Below are 15920 nucleotides of genomic sequence, written 5' to 3'. Positions count from 1 at the left end.
TTGCAGCGATTGCGCAATATGCTCTTTTATTTAAAGTTAAGGGTTAATAATGATTATTCGCCCTTTTCCATTTTTGCTTTCAAATCAGCCAAAACATCGAGGTCGCCCAATGATGTACCGGCAGTTACATTGTTGATGGCAGGAGCGTCAGCCTTCTTGGCTGCGTGCTTGCGTGCAGGCTTAGCTGCTGCAGGCTCTTCCTTGCCCTCTTCAAATGTACGAGAGTGAGAAAGGATGATACGCTTGGTCTCCTTAACGAACTCAATCACCTTGAATTCGAGTTCTTCACCCTGCTGAGCTTGTGTTCCGTCTTCCTTAACGAGGTGCTTAGGAGTAGCGAAACCCTCACCGCCTTCGTTCAAAGTGATAACGGCACCCTTGTCCATCATTTCGGTAATCTTACCAGTGTGAACTGAACCGGGAGTGTAAACAGTCTCGTATGTATCCCAAGGATTGTCTTCGAGCTGCTTGTGACCAAGGCTGAGACGACGGTTTTCCTTGTCGATTTCAAGTACAATAACTTCGATTTCTGCACCTACCGTGGTGAATTCAGAAGGATGCTTAACCTTCTTTGTCCAAGAGAGGTCGCTGATGTGGATCAAGCCGTCAACACCTTCCTCGAGCTCAACAAAGATACCGAAGTTGGTAAAGTTGCGAACCTTAGCGGTGTGCTTGCTGCCAACGGGATATTTGTTCTCGATAGCTTCCCATGGATCTTCCTTGAGTTGCTTGATACCAAGGCTCATCTTGCGCTCGTCGCGGTCGAGAGTCAGGATAACAGCTTCTACCTCGTCACCAACGTGCATGAATTCTTGTGCGGAACGCAAGTGCTGGCTCCAAGACATTTCAGATACGTGGATGAGGCCTTCAACACCGGCTGCGATTTCAACGAATGCACCGTAGTCAGCGATAACAACAACCTTACCCTTAACGTGGTCGCCCACTTTGAGCTCTGCATCGAGTGCATCCCATGGGTGAGGAGTGAGCTGCTTCAGACCGAGAGCAATGCGCTTCTTCTCTTCATCGAAGTCGAGGATAACCACATTAATCTTCTGATCGAGCGTTACAACCTCATGTGGATCGCTTACGCGGCCCCAAGAAAGGTCTGTGATGTGGATGAGTCCGTCAACACCACCGAGGTCAACGAATACACCATAAGAGGTGATGTTCTTGACAGTTCCTTCGAGAACCTGACCTTTTTCGAGCTTAGAGATAATTTCTTTCTTCTGTGCTTCCAACTCAGCCTCAATGAGAGCCTTGTGAGAAACAACAACGTTGCGGAACTCTTGATTGATCTTCACAATCTTGAATTCCATGGTCTTGCCTACGAATACGTCGTAGTCGCGTATAGGATGAACGTCGATCTGGCTACCGGGCAAGAATGCTTCGATACCAAATACGTCAACAATCATACCGCCCTTCGTGCGGCACTTGATGTAACCCTGAATAACTTCCTCGTTGTCGAGAGCTGCGTTAACACGCTCCCAGCTCTTGCTGAGGCGAGCTTTCTTGTGAGAAAGTACCAGCTGGCCTTTCTTGTCTTCCTGATTCTCTACGTAAACTTCTACTTTGTCGCCTACTTTCAAATCGGGATTGTAACGGAATTCAGAAGCGGGGATGATACCGTCGCTCTTGTAACCGATGTTTACGATAACCTCTTTCTTGTCAACAGAGATTACGGTTCCCTCAACTACCTGATGTTCAGATACCTTGTTGAGTGTTTCGTCATAAGACTTTTCAAGGGCCTCTTTGCTGACGCCTGCACTTACACCATTCTCAAACTCTTCCCAATTGAAGTCGTCCAATGGCTGTACGTTCTGTAAATTTGACATAAATAATTAATAATTGTTTTTTGAAATTAATAAAGTTAGACTTTATATTAATTAACACTTAGCCGCCTATGCGGCATAAATCGGGCGCAAAATTACGAATAATTTTCTTCAAAGCCAATGAGTTACATGGGATTACTTCCGATGTTTAATAATTATTAACTCATACTATTACATTTGGTTTCGTAGCTTATGATTTTTCTGTTTGCCGATTGTTATTTTGTGCTCTCGGCAGACTTTTGCCCAAGGAAGTGCTGCTTGGCAAATTCCATATCCTGCACTACTTCCACCGTACCTAAGTATTTTCCCTCATAATCTCTGACAGCCATGTAGTTAACCAGCATGGACCGGCCGTTCTTTTCCATCCAAACGGGTAGTTGGCTGCGCTTGTTGGTACGGAAATCCTCGATGATGGCCCGTACCATTGTTTCGATTTTAGGAGGATGACAACTGAAAACCTCTCGCCCCAATGCCATCTGTGGCCGCTTGAAGAGCTTAGGTCCTTCGTTAAAGTAGCGGTTGATGTTATCCGCATCGACAAAGGTTATTTCCATAGGAAGGGTGTTGAGCATGGCCGTAAGCTGCTCGGGCGTGAGCGCTCCGCCGGGCATGACGATCTTGTCTTGTTGCTGTTGTGGGACTGCGGAGGTCTGTTGTTCGGCTTCGGGCCATATTCCGGCCTCCACACCGAGGCACGGCGCATAGTCTTTACCATCCTTGTAAATCTGCTGCCACTCGCTTTCCGTGAAGTTGGCGGCGCAAAGCGGGAAGAGGATATTGTTCTCTTTATAGGCCATTTCCAATGCTCGGTTGAGCACATCCTTGGCCCGTTGGTTCCACGTTTCATCGTGGGCAGGCTGCCGGGATAGGCGTCCGAGCTCGTCACGGATTTCATCATCAACGGTCCACATGACTTGTGAAGGCCCCGAAACGTCATATTTCACTTTCAAATGTGGATAGAGCAGGTCGCCTTTCTTGGCATAATGAATGGCTATACCCCGTATCTTTTCGATGGCGTCGCCGATGTCCTGACCTTCCGAGAGCATTTGGAGGGCTTGCTCTATGAGGGGAGTTAGGGCCTCGTTCTCCCGATAGAAAGTTTGCAAAGGATGGCCGTCGATAAGCGCCAGTGCCGCAGCTTTTATTTCCTTTTCGGCATTTTCGGTGCTCTCTTCTCGTGTTTTGCCGTGGAATAGGGCCGAATGTACATCGCACAATCGCTGCACCTCTTTCAACGGAGTGCCCTCTTTCAAAAGCTCTTGCTCGGCCTGCATGATTTCCGAAGCCGCCACGTCATGGAAGCGAGCGGCAAAGTCGGCCCTCACTTTTTCCAACTCCTCACCATCGCTCAGCCTGCGCAGATAGGATTTCAACAAAGCTATTCGGTTGTCGGTCTCGGCAGCCGAGCGGTCATAAGTGAGTTTGTCTTTTAAGAAGGCAGGTTTCCCCACCTTATTATATATAGGGGATTGCGCTTCGGGACGGCTGCCCGTTATCTCGAATCCATGCTCTTGCAGGCGGGTGATGACGTCAATCATGCTGATACCCCGCATGACCGCTCCCTTGGGAATGGTAATAAGTTTGCCCACGGAGTGGAGCATTACCTTTTTCTTTATCTCTGAAAAGCCGAGTGAGGCCATGATGTCGACGAGTTCGGGATATTGCTGTACCAACTCAAAAACCGACTTGCTGAAATCTATTTTCTTGCTCATATTGTTAGGGTTGTGGGTGAAACGGCTGCTAACCGCGAATCATGGTCAACATCATTTTGAACGGCCGGGCTGCATGAAGGGCGTGGCGGGCTCCACTGGGAATCATATAGCTCTGCCCGGCGGCTATGATAAACAGCGCATCATTGACAGTTAACTCAAGCTCACCGTCAATCACCTGAATGAGCGCGTCAAAGGGAGCCGTGTGTTCGGAGAGCCCTTGTCCTTGGTCGAAGGCAAAGAGCGTAACACTGCCGGCACCGCTATGGACCAATTCTTTACTCACAACGCCGCCTTCAGCGTAGTCTATCAACTCTCCGGGAACAAAGGTCTTGCCTTTTTCAAACTGTGCCATCGTTTTCAAAATGTTTTAAATGAATACTTCTTTTTTATCGAAATGGTGCAAAAAACATGCCGTTTGTCCCCGCTCGTTGCTTGCCGTAACAAATGCCACCGCACACTCCTGAGAGCGGTAACAAATGTTACCTGTTATCAGTGGGCTTGCCGGTGGCCTTGAGAATGAGGCGCAGGCTCTGCTTGTAATTCAGGTAGTTCCACACCCAGTTGAGGAAAACGGCAGTCTTGTTCTTGACTCCAAGAATAGAGCGCAGGTGCACAATGAGCCACAACATCCATGCCGACAGCCCGCCGAATTTGAGCTTCCCTATCTCGGCCACGGCCTTCTTGCGCCCTATGGTGGCCATGGTGCCCAAGTTACGATAGCTGAAGGGGCGGGGCGTTTGCCCACGGTCGGCCCGTATGAGGTTATCGGCCACGGTCGAGGCCTGCTGCATGGCCACCTGAGCCAATTGCGGATGGCCGTAAGGGTAGGTCGGGTCACCCTCTACAAGACTTTGATCGCCGATGGCATAGACATCCTCCACACCTTTCACACGGCAGAAACGGTCGGTAAGAATGCGGCGCCCACGGCCAATGGAGTCAGTCGGCAGGCCTTCTATTTGGTTGGCAACGATACCGCTGACCCATACCACCGTTTCGGCGGGAATGCGGGTCCCGTTTTCCAAAACCACCTCCTTGTCGACATAATCCACCACCTTGCTGTTTTGTCTTACATGCACTCCCATGCCTTTCAGGTCGTCTTCGGCTTGGGCGGAAGACTGTGGGTCCATGCTCTTTAGCAAGCGGTCGTCGGCATTGATGAGGTAAATATGGAGCCGGGCAGACAAGTCGGGATAGTCACGGTGAATCACCGTTCGCTTCATTTCGGCCAGTGCGCCGGCTATCTCCACACCCGATGGGCCACCACCTACAACGACTATTGTCATAAGCGCCTCACGTTTGGCCTCATCGTCCTGACATTCGGCTTCCTCAAGGCGGGCAAGTATCGTGTTGCGTAGCTGCATCGACTCGCCGACAGTCTTCATGGGAAAGGTGTGGTTCTCGAAGTTCTTGTTGCCAAAGAAGTTGGTTGTGGCGCCCGCGGCCAGCACAAGGTCGTTATAATGGACGGTACCAAACGAGGTGTGGATGGTCTTTTCGTCGGTATTGATGGCGTTTACCTCGCCCATTCGGAAAAAGAAATTCTTGTTGTTTTGGAACATTCGGCGGAAGGGAAACGAGATATTGCTCGGTTCCAAACCGGCTGAGGCCACCTGATAGATCAGGGGTGGAAATTGATTATAATTGTTCTTGTCGATCAGCACTACCTGATACCCCGTGTCTTTTAGCTGCAAGGCCAATCTCAATCCTCCGAGACCGCCACCCACGATGACGACCCTGCGCTGTTCGTTTCTTCTAATGTTAGCTCTCATAACCGGCTTCTTCTTATTTAATGTAGATTCTTTCAGGGCGTTATCCCTTTGTTCATGGGTGGAGCAATAGCTATGCCAAGGGACGCTCCGAAGGCAGTTAAAACGATGAAAATGTAAAGGAAAATGTCAAAATTTAACACTTTTGTTCTACCTTATTCGGTGTTTGAAATGTAGAGATAGCAGACTTGGGTGGCTATGGGAAGGGCGGTGAGGAGATGAAATGTCCGTGGCAGTTTTGTCAAAGCGGTGCTTTCGCCTTCTTGTCAGTATGCTTTGGCGTGGTGTCAAGAGTTCTTTCGCAAGGTAAAAGCATAGCTATCGGGCCTTCTGAAGTCGAAAAGTAGAAAGTAAAAGAGTAGATTAAATTTGTAAACACTTGATAATTAATGAGATATTTCTTTGTTTTCAATAAGCAGAAAAAGCGGTTAAAGCAGACTTTTTCTTGAGCGTGCGGAAAATGACCGGGCTTTTGTAAAGAAATATCTGAATTGCTAAAAAACGTTCATTTTCCTGAATGAGGAGAACGGACAGCCCTTTAACGCAGAAAGGTTAACCATGTTTAATGGTTAACCTTTCTATCTTTGCAAACGAAGTCCGTGGTGTTATTCCATGATTTTTGTCATGTTGAATTCGGATATTTCGCCATCGGGATTCACCCGGGCCTTTACTTTGAAACGATTGCTCGTCGTGGTATCGTCGGTTTTCTGGACTTCTTGGATAACGGAGAAATTGACGGTGTAGTCGTATTCCTCATCGCCCACTTCCTTCTTGTCAATCTTGTAATCGCCATTGGAACGCCATGTCATGGCCTTGATGTCCTCCTTATAAATCTTGTGCATGAAGGTTACGACGTCGCCTTTCGTTGCGTCGGGCTTGCCAAGGAACGATGTCAGCAGGCTGCTGACCGTGGAACGGAGCGCTTCTTCGTCACGATTGTTGACACTTTGGAAGAAGTTTCGGAAGGCGCCACTAATCATCTGACGCTCTTGGGGCTGCACGGTCTTGGCGCTAATCTTCTTCAGTCCGTCGTTGGCTTCGTCCACATGCTCGCCGTTGGGGTGGTCTTCCAAGTAGCTACGATAGGCGTCTTCGCTATCCATTTCGGCCACGGCGATCCAGTCGAGTGAGTCAATCTTGTGCTCGGCCTCGGCTTTATGCGGCGAATTGGGATGGTTCTCGAGGTAGTTTTCAAAGGCTTCCTTAGAGTTGTTGACCAACGCGTCGTTCCATTCACGGTCGATTTGCTGGAGCAATGTCAGGTGGGCTTGAATGGAATCACGGTGAGCTTGGGGTGCCTCCGTGTAGGTATCGAGGTAGCTTTGCAGAACGGCGGGATCTGAATTCTTCAGGGCGTACTCGTAAGCCTCAAGCTCTTTCTTCTTATTTCCTTCGGTATAGAAATACCATAGGCCGGCGCAGACGATGGCAGCCACGATGAAACTGATGATGAGTACTGACTTGCCGCTGTTCTTCGGGGCGGGTTGTGGACGGCGGTTGTCGTCAGCCGCAGGTTCGGGTGGGGTGGGAACTTGTGGCGGGGTAGGCGGAACGGGAGGTGCCGGTGGCGTCAGGGGACGCTCGGGGGCAGCCGGTTGGTCGGCCGCAGCCACGTTGTGGCAGTGGGGACAGGCTTTTTCCTCCTTGAAATAAACCTCGTCACATTGGGGGCAACGGGTAATCTTACCCGCTATTTCTACGCCGCATTGCGGGCATACGGGTGCTTTGTCACTGACGGGATGTCCGCATTCGGGACATTTGATGATAGCCATAGTTTGTTGTTTATTAGTGTCTGAATCTGATTTCTCTAAGCGAGTGCTGGCCCATGAACCTGCTTTTGTCTACATAACCGTTGATACCGTTGATGTGGCCTTTACCGGTGTATTGCCACATGGTGTAGTCGCGCTCGTCCTTGAGTACGGGCACACGGGCGGTGTATTGGGCTATCATCAGCGGATAGTCGTTGATTTTGCCCAGCAGGTAGCGGTCGTAGAAGTTGGTGAAAGTATAAAGCAAGGGCTTTTGGCCATAGACATGCTCGACCATTTTCAGGAATTTGAAGAGCGAATCGCAAAACTCTTCCGTGTCGAGACCGCTCTTTGTCTCAATATCAATCATGGGAATGAGGTCTTGTTCGCTGGGCCTGCATTGGAGCACAAAGTTGTTGAGCTGTTTCTGTAAGTCGGTTTTGGGTCGGAAAAAGTGGTACGACCCTACTTTCAACCCATATTTGTGGGCCAATTCTATGTTGCTCTCGTATTTGTCATCAATGCGGTCTCCGCCTTCCGTAGCTTTGAGATAGACGTATGCCATCTTGGTATTGTCGCCCACGGTTTCCCAAAACACGTTGCCCTGATAGTGGCTCAGGTCAATGCCATGCACGTGGTTACACGTGTCCTCACACTGTATGTAGTCGTTCTGCGCATGGGCATGGAGAGAAAAAAGGGGGATTGCCAATAAAAGAAATGCTTTAAGTATCTTGTTCATAAATGCAAAGTTAAACGAAAATTACTTGAAAAGGGGCAAACAAGCCATAGAATTAAAAATAATTATCATTCTTCTATTTCGGACAAACTGCGGCCAAAACTCCTCACGAAATAGCTCATGTCTTCGATGGGAGCGTAGCGATAATAGCGCAGGGAACGGCGTAGGTTGCGGCGCAAGAGGGTGGAGTTGTTGTAGACAAAACCTCCTTTGCTTTGCTTGAAATGCCATGCTTGTATGTCTTTTTCAGTATTGGTAATGGTTCGTATGACAAGTTGCATGGCATGTTTCTCCATTCTTTTCACGAAAGGAAGCTCGTCGGCATTGAAACCAAAGCAATGAATGAGGATGGTACCTTGTAATTGGGCCATGCGCAGGATGTGGAGCTGGCCGAGCCATTGCTCTAATTTGGCGTAATCAACCTTGGGTCCCCGGGTACGGATGTACTGTCCTAACTGTATGATACCACGGATAGGAATACCGTGACTCATCGTGGCGTTTACGTTGCTGACGATGATTCGGAGCATGTAGATGGTCTCCAAGGATGGTGTTTCTTGTAATCGTTCTTTCTCTTGCAGGTGTTTGAGCCTGCGATTGAGCAGCGGATTGGCCATCATCACTTCGCCGGCGGGCATGTCGGCTATGTTGCGAAGCATGCCGATCATCTTTCTTGTTTTGAAATTCGACATCGGTTCAAGCCTCTCTCCGGTCTTGAAGTTGTCGGCACGCAGCTTGGTGAACAAGTTCCGTTTAATGATTTCCATGGTTTAGCTGTATTGTTTGGGATACCTGAAGGCTATGGCCAGCAGCGATACGACGCCAATGGCCATCGGATAGAAGAGGTAGGGGATAATCTGAATGGGGTTGAGGCCTGACAATCCGGCCGCTAACAGAATCTGGGCGCTGTAAGGTATGAGCCCTTGAACACAGCAAGAGAAGGTGTCAAGTATGCTGGCGGCCTTGCGATTGTCTATTCCGAAACGGTCAGCGATGTTCTTTGATATGCTTCCTACGGTGAGTATGGCGACCGTGTTGTTAGCGGTGCAGACATTGACCAGCGACACCAAGGCCGCGATAGAGAACTCGGCACCCCGTTTTCCATTGATACGGGCGGTCAGTTTGCTGATGATGAAGTCGATACCGCCATTCTTTCGGATGATTTCGAGCATGCCTCCGGCCATCATGGCTATGATAACAAGCTCGCCCATGCCCAAGACACCGTCGCCCATGGCGGCAAACCATCCGTAGATATTGTAGCTGCCGTCTATCATACCTATGATTCCGCAGAGCAAGAGGCCGAGTGTGAGTACGGCCATGACGTTCATTCCGGCGATGGCGGTGATGAGTACTATTAAATAAGGTGTAACTTTGAGATATTCCACGGGTACCGTCTGTGCCGGCTCTGTTATGTTTCGACCAATCAGGGCATAGACACACAGCACGAGAAGGGCCGCCGGGGCTACGATACGGAAGTTGACTCTGAACTTATCACTCATCTTACAACCTTGTGTTTGCGTAGCTACGACGGTGGTATCGGATATGAACGATAGGTTATCGCCAAAGTAAGCACCACCCACGATGACGGCTGTCATCATGGTAGCGTTGAACCCCGTGGAATGGGAAAGGCCGGCCGCGATGGGTACCAAGGCCACGACCGTGCCCACGCTGGTGCCGATGGATAGGGAGATAAAGCAGGACGCGAGGAACAATCCCGGCAAAAGGAGGTTGGCGGGTAGCAGTTCCAAGGCTAAATTTACGGTGGCGTCGATGGCTCCCATCTGTTGGGCTGATGCCGAGAAGGCTCCTGCCAGCACGTAAATCCACAGCATGAGCATGAGATTTGTGGCGCCGGCGCCTTTGCTGTAAGTATCTATGCGCTTCTTGATGGGTAGCCCACCGGAAATGATAATGGCATAAATGCTGGAAATCATGAAGGCGACGGAGAGCGAAAGGTTGGGCTCGCTCTTGGTCTTATCAACGGAGTACACCGTAAATATTACGATGAATATAATTAATATCAGTAGTGGCGAAAGGGCCACTATGCCTTTTCTTGTATTCAATTGAGTTGTGACTTATAATTGGGTCCTGCGATAGAATTCTACGTTTTCTTTGCATAGAAGCTCTATCGGCATGTAATTGACGGGTTGAACTTTCTTCTTTAGCACGATGGCTTGGAACAATGTGTCTACACAACTGTAGCCTTGTTGGTAGGCATGCTGCGCTATGAGGAAGGAAATACTGCCTTGGAGCAGGCACTCCGCGTTCTTTGCAACCATGTCGTAGCCCATGATCTGAATGTCACGGTGGTTATGACGCAGGAGAAAATCGCCTACCAAATGGGCCTTGGAGTTCAGGGTGATGCAGTGATGTATGTCGGGATGAGCGTGGAAGAATTGCTCTAATATCTTGTCAAATTCTTTCCGTGACATGCCCAACGGCAGCTCGAGCTCGGTAATCTTGATACTTGGGAAGTGGTCGCGCATGTAATGGCGGAAGCCCACTTCACGATTGGCTTGCTGCTTGCTGACAACAATGCCGTCCTTGGTATGCTTCATCAGCATGATTTCTTTCTCTTGTGAGGCTATCAGCATGAGCATTTTAGCCGCGAAGAAGCCACTGGCGAAAGAGTCCTGACCGAAGAACGACAAGGGCTTCAGGTCGGGCATGTAGGAGTCGAGCAGGACAAAGGGAATATCAAACTTATGGAGCTGGTCGGTGAAACTGCGGGTTATCTCCAGCGTCGACGGCACGATGATGACGCCATCGGGCTGGGCAGAAAGGCATTTTTCATACACGCTGATGAAAGAAGGGTTGTTAAAACGCTCATAATAGTGGAAACTGACGTTGATATGGAAATCCCTTCGGGCTTCCATGGCCTTGCGGGCGCCTTCTTCTATCTCCTCCCAATAAGCCTCGGACTCATGCTTGGGCAAAACGATTTGAATTTGATAGGATTTGTTGTAAGCCAATGCGCTTGCATACATGTTGGGCTGATAGTTCATTTCCTTCAGCGCTTTCTCTACTTTCTCGCGGGCTGACGGCGACACGTTGGGGCGGTTGTGCAATACACGATCCACTGTTCCTACTGAGACACAGGCTCTCTCGGCAATGTCCTTAATGCGGATTTTCTCTGTCATTATTTAGTTCTTATTTTGACACTTTGGGCTTTGTGTGTCTTGCAAAATACATGATTGTGCACGCACACCGGTCTTATAAATGATGCAAAATTAGCAATAAATGTTGGAATCAGCACAAACGCACAGTCTATTTTTGTGTGATTGTGTGTATTTTTGAGGTTTTGTTTCTGCCTTTGGGGATTATTCTGTATTTTTGCAAGGAGCATACAAGTTCTGAAGAACCTCAATTATAACGTTTTGCAAAAGCCGAGACTTCCATATTTATTGTATAAGAGTCTTCCGGGACTTCTGGTCCTTGGAGTTTTTTCTTTCTTATTAGCTTGTGAACCAACATATAACAGTGAGGTTGACAAACTTAACCGGGCTTCCTATGCTTTTCATTATAGGAGCTTGGATTCAACGAAGGTTTTGGCGGAAAGGGCGCTGAATCTGGCCAAAAGATATGACGCCGGATGGGCTGAAGCCATGAACAACTTGGCCTTTGTCAAGATAGCCCGAATGGATTATGATGGGGCCAACGGGTTGTTGGATGAGGTCTTGAATAAGAGCGATAACCAGCTGGAGTTGTATGTGGCCAATGTTCAGAAAATGAGATTGTGCCAACGTCAATCACGCAATAAGGATTTCTATATCTTTCGACAGCAGGCTACATGGTGTCGGAAGCGTATAAAGGAAGGAGCCAATGAGCTGACCCGGCGGCAGAAGGCGCGTCTTATTTATGCCAATAGTGAGTTTACGATAGTGGAATCCACCTATTTTTATTATATAGGATTGCCCCGTAAGTCGAGTGAGTCGATGAAGCAGATAGAGCCTAATGGTGAAATCATTAAAGACACGGCCCAGCTGTTGGCTTATTATTATAATGTGGGAGCTGGTGGAATCATCACGGAAGGAACTCCAAAGGAAATCAGTCAGCTTGAATTTGATTATTTAGTGCAATGCCTTATAGGTGCGATGAAGCACGGATATGTGTATTGGGAGGCGAATTCCCTGCAGGCTATCAGTGAGCATTTGCGTCGGGCGTCGTTGCGTGATACGCTGATAAGGGACAATTTACCGGCAATGAAGTTCATCAATACTGACCACATGCCGGATTCTCTCTTGGCAGGTAACTTGGCGGAGCGAGCCACTGAGCTGTTTGCGGATTATGGTGATGTGTATCAAACGGCCGGAGCTTATCGTACATTGGCCGGTTGCTACTGGGATTTAAAGGATTATCGCAGTGCCTTAATTTGTTTGAATGACGCTTTGGAGGAAGATACAGTCATCAATCGTGCCCCTGATTTGGTGGCGTCTATACGTGAACAGTTGTCATTAGCTTACTCGGCGATAGATGATAAGCCCAATAGTGACTACAATAGGAACATCTATCTCGACATGCAAGAAATGACACGACAGGACAGACAGCTTGATGCGCGTGCGGCACAGTTGGACGCTTCTGCCGTGCAATTGAATATCATGCTGATAGGAGTTGGAGTGATGATTCTTTTAGTGGTAGCATTGCTCTTCTTGTTTTCGTGGATGCGTAGAAAGAAAGATTCAGAAGAATCACTTGAGGAGCTGTTGGAGCCTTTGAGGCAGTGGAACCGTCGCGAGGCGCAGGACATGGTTCGATTGAAAGAACAGAACGAAGAGGTTGATGAACAGATAGAAATAGCCCATTTACATGTGCTGAATAATAGGAAAAGGAATGTGGAGCAACGGGCGAAAGTGGCTTTGGTCAACAGTGTGACTCCGTTTATTGATCGAATCTTAAATGAGATAAACCGTTTGTCACAAGCAAGAGAAGACGAGCGTATCAGGGTCCAACGCTTTGATTATATTGCGGAGTTGACCGGTCAAATCAATCAATATAATGATATTCTGACCCATTGGATTCAGTTAAGACAAGGCGAACTGCAACTGCGTATAGAAAGTTTCCCGCTGTCAGAATTATTCTCTCTTGTGTCCAAAGGGCAAATGAGTTTTAGCCTGAGAGGCGTTCAACTGGAGGTGAAGGACACGACCGCGGTTGTGAAAGCTGACAAGACACTGACGCTTTTCATGATTAATACCATTGCGGATAACGCTCGTAAGTTCACAAAGAAAGGCGGTAGCGTTATTGTTTCTGCCGAAGAAGCCGGTTCTTATGTGGAAATATCAGTCACGGATGATGGCTGCGGAATGGATGAAGAGCAATTGACGCATATCTTCGACCACAAACCGATGAAGGGAGAGCATGGCTTCGGATTGATGAATTGTAAGGGAATCATCGAAAAGTATAAGAAGATTAGCAGTACAGTTTTCAATGTTTGCATGATTGGAGCCACAAGTCAAAAGGGTGCGGGCAGTCGATTCTTTTTCCGATTGCCCAAAGGCGTGGTCAGAACCTTGCTGGTGTTGTTGCTTCCTATCGTAGCTTTGGGACAGGCAATGGCCAAAGATGACCATGTTGTTTTCGGCAAAGTGTACCAACATCGCCATGAACTTTACAATGCTTCCCGCTATGCTGACAGCGTTTATTTCGCTAATATCAATGGCACTTATGAGAAAGCATTGGCTTTCAGTGACTCTACGAGCAAGTATTTACGTGCCATTCCCAAGCGATTGCGTAACCGTGATTATTATTTAGTGCTGCTTGATGTGAAGAATGAGACGGCTATCGCTGCCTTGGCATTGCATAAATGGGAGCTATATAGGGCTAATAATAAAGTTTATACGCAGCTTTTCCGCAAGATGTCGGCCGACAATACGCTTGATAACTATGTGCGTGTCATGCAACGGAGTGAGAACAGTAAGAACGTTGCCATGATTTTATTGGTGTTGCTTTTGCTGAGTATATTCCCTGCTTATTACTTTTTGTACTATCGACATGTCGTGTTCTACCGGTATTGTGTGGAGCTTATTAACAAAATCAATGACAAATTGCTGTCTGATTTGTCCGCACAAGAGAAATTGGAACAGCTTGATTTGATATGGAATCGCCGCAAACGTTATCTCAGTGGGCGTGAAAATAAATTGGCAGACATAGTGAATCAAATCCGCATGGCATTGAAAGGAAGCATTCAGAATAAGCAAAACTGGCAAGACAACATAGATTTGACTCGTGACGAGCTAAGGCGTTTGCAGTTTGAGGAGGCACGTCTATATGTCAGCAATAACGTTTTGGATAACTGTTTATCCACTTTGAAGCACGAAACCATGTATTATCCGTCTCGTATCAGTCGGCTGATGGAAGAGGGACGTGAGAAAAATCTTCAGGGCATTGGCGAACTTGCCAGCTATTATAAAATGCTTTATTCCATTTTAAGTGAGCAAGCCATGATGCAGTTAGATTATGACTTGAAGATGGATAAAGCTATGTTGAGATACTTGTTGGACATGTTGAAAAAGCTAAGCAAGTGTCAATCGGCAAGCATAGAGGTGACGGAACACAATCAAAACTACGTTGTTGTAAAGAATCGGTTGGTCGGTGTCACGCTCACAGATGAGCAATGTGCCGTTCTTTTCACGCCGTTGTCGGTCAATATAGAGTTTATGATTTGCCGACAGATAGTGCGTGAGGTGGGTGAAATGACCAATATGCGAGGTTGTGGCATACTTGCGCATCGGCTGAATGATAAAGAAATCATGGTGGAGATAACTTTGCCAAAGGCCATGATGGCTAAAATAGAATTATAATAAAGTAAAAATAGATATGGATCCATTTAAGATTATAATCGTGGAAGATGTTCCTTTGGAGTTAAAAGGAACAGAAGGTATTATCAGAAATGACATTCCGGAGGCTGAGATTATCGGTACCGCGGAAAACGAATCCAGTTATTGGAAACTGTTGAAAGCAGACAAGCCCGACTTGGTTCTGCTCGATTTGGGACTTGGCGGCTCAACAACGATAGGGGTGGAAATATGCCGTCATACCAAAGAAAGCTATCCTGACATCAAGGTACTTATCTTTACCGGAGAAATCCTTAACGAGAAGTTATGGGTCGACGTCTTGGATGCGGGATGCGACGGAATCATCTTAAAGAGTGGCGAACTGCTGACCCGAGGCGATGTGGCCAGCGTGATGAATGGCAAGAAGCTGGTTTTCAATCAGCCCATTATGGAAAAGATTGTTGATCGATTCAAGCATAGTGTGAACAATCAGATTATGCGTCAGGAGGCTTTAGTCAACTATGAGATAGATGAATATGACGAACGTTTCCTGCGTCATTTGGCCTTGGGATATACCAAGGAGCAAATAACTAATCTTCGAGGTATGCCCTTTGGCGTGAAAAGTTTGGAGAAACGGCAAAATGAGTTGGTACAAAAACTTTTCCCCGATGGCAATGGCCGCTTGGGTATCAATGCCACTCGATTGGTTGTAAGGGCTTTTGAACTAAGGATACTTGATATAGATAATTTGCAGCCTGACGAAGAATAATGAATTCCAAACTATCATTTTTATCGCTGGCCTTGGCCATCATGGAACTCATTTTGATATTGTCCTCATGGTTTATCACGGCAGCCATGCCTGAACTTTCGGTAAGATCGTTGTTGAGTAGTGAAGGTATCAGATGGTTCTTTGGCCAATTCTCATTCAATATGGGGTCGCCAACATTCGCTTGGATGGTGCTGGTGTTTATGGCATTGGGGGCTGTTGAGCGGAGCCAGCTCCTTAAACGACGCCATGAACGTTCCTATCGGGAGCGCTTTGCCATGACTATTGTCTGGATAGAGTTGGTAATAATCCTCGTGGTTATGGGCTTGCTGACCTTACTTCCCCATGCGGTATTGGCCAATATCGATGGAGAATTGTTTCCAAGCAGCTTCTCATGGAGCCTGATACCGGTGGTATGCTTTTCCTTGAGCCTATTCAGTCTTACCTATTCATGGGTCAGCGGGCATGTAGACCGTTTGGAGCAATTATTCGACCTCTTGTCGTTTGGCATACGAAAATATGCGGGATGGTTTTTCGTATATATACTATTGATGCAAGTATATAATTCTTTTTGCTTCGTATTCCTTTAAAAG

Annotated in this window: 12 protein-coding genes; 3 read left to right on the top strand and 9 right to left on the bottom strand. The window is 47.6% G+C overall.

The genetic code is table 11. The features are described from left to right. Positions 1 to 53: 53 nt before the first annotated feature. The 9 genes from rpsA to VIR50_RS11435 form a co-directional block, all read right to left on the bottom strand. Positions 54 to 1832, bottom strand: coding sequence for a 30S ribosomal protein S1 (rpsA, locus tag VIR50_RS11475; RefSeq protein WP_331935249.1), 1779 nt, complete (start codon positions 1830 to 1832; stop codon positions 54 to 56). A gap of 212 nt (positions 1833 to 2044) precedes the next feature. After that, positions 2045 to 3541 carry a DUF438 domain-containing protein gene (locus tag VIR50_RS11470; RefSeq protein WP_331935248.1) on the bottom strand — a complete coding sequence of 499 codons (1497 nt, stop codon included), beginning with the start codon at positions 3539 to 3541 and terminating at the stop codon, positions 2045 to 2047. Between the two features lie 28 nt (positions 3542 to 3569). Beyond that, complete coding sequence (locus tag VIR50_RS11465; protein ID WP_331935247.1) at positions 3570 to 3893, bottom strand: cupin domain-containing protein; 324 nt, start codon at positions 3891 to 3893, stop codon at positions 3570 to 3572. A gap of 127 nt (positions 3894 to 4020) precedes the next feature. Then, positions 4021 to 5310 carry an NAD(P)/FAD-dependent oxidoreductase gene (locus tag VIR50_RS11460; RefSeq protein ID WP_331935246.1) on the bottom strand — a complete coding sequence of 430 codons (1290 nt, stop codon included), beginning with the start codon at positions 5308 to 5310 and terminating at the stop codon, positions 4021 to 4023. 602 nt (positions 5311 to 5912) lie between these two features. Beyond that, the gene (locus tag VIR50_RS11455; RefSeq protein ID WP_331935245.1) at positions 5913 to 7079 is read right to left on the bottom strand and encodes a zinc ribbon domain-containing protein; all 1167 of its coding nucleotides are present in this window, start codon (positions 7077 to 7079) and stop codon (positions 5913 to 5915) included. 13 nt (positions 7080 to 7092) lie between these two features. Beyond that, positions 7093 to 7794, bottom strand: coding sequence for a glycoside hydrolase family 25 protein (locus VIR50_RS11450; protein WP_331935244.1), 702 nt, complete (start codon positions 7792 to 7794; stop codon positions 7093 to 7095). A 65-nt stretch (positions 7795 to 7859) separates the two neighbouring features. After that, a complete protein-coding gene (locus VIR50_RS11445; RefSeq protein ID WP_331935243.1) occupies positions 7860 to 8555 on the bottom strand; it encodes a hypothetical protein in 696 nt (231 codons plus the stop codon). A 3-nt stretch (positions 8556 to 8558) separates the two neighbouring features. Further along, positions 8559 to 9788, bottom strand: coding sequence for a Na+/H+ antiporter NhaC family protein (locus VIR50_RS11440; protein WP_414703556.1), 1230 nt, complete (start codon positions 9786 to 9788; stop codon positions 8559 to 8561). Positions 9789 to 9863: 75 nt separating this feature from the next. Beyond that, positions 9864 to 10928 (bottom strand): LacI family DNA-binding transcriptional regulator, encoded by a 1065-nt coding sequence (locus VIR50_RS11435; protein ID WP_331935241.1) that lies wholly within the window; start codon positions 10926 to 10928, stop codon positions 9864 to 9866. Between the two features lie 237 nt (positions 10929 to 11165). Between VIR50_RS11435 and VIR50_RS11430 the strand changes: the two genes are divergently transcribed. The 3 genes from VIR50_RS11430 to VIR50_RS11420 are packed head-to-tail and all read left to right on the top strand — an operon-like array spanning position 11166 to position 15917. Continuing rightward, on the top strand, positions 11166 to 14588 hold the full coding sequence (locus tag VIR50_RS11430; protein WP_331935240.1) for a sensor histidine kinase: 3423 nt from the start codon (positions 11166 to 11168) through the stop codon (positions 14586 to 14588). Positions 14589 to 14604: 16 nt separating this feature from the next. Further along, entirely contained in the window at positions 14605 to 15330 is a 726-nt protein-coding gene (locus VIR50_RS11425) for a DUF5932 domain-containing protein (RefSeq protein WP_331935239.1), read from the top strand. Further along, positions 15330 to 15917, top strand: coding sequence for an ABC transporter substrate-binding protein (locus VIR50_RS11420; protein ID WP_331935238.1), 588 nt, complete (start codon positions 15330 to 15332; stop codon positions 15915 to 15917). Before VIR50_RS11425 ends, VIR50_RS11420 begins: the two co-directional genes overlap by 1 nt. Positions 15918 to 15920: the final 3 nt, after the last annotated feature.

This window comes from Prevotella sp. (genome assembly GCF_036570325.1).
Lineage (GTDB): Bacteria > Bacteroidota > Bacteroidia > Bacteroidales > Bacteroidaceae > Prevotella.
The sequence above is the reverse complement of the archived record's forward strand: the minus strand, read 5'-3'. Positions and strand labels throughout refer to the sequence as shown.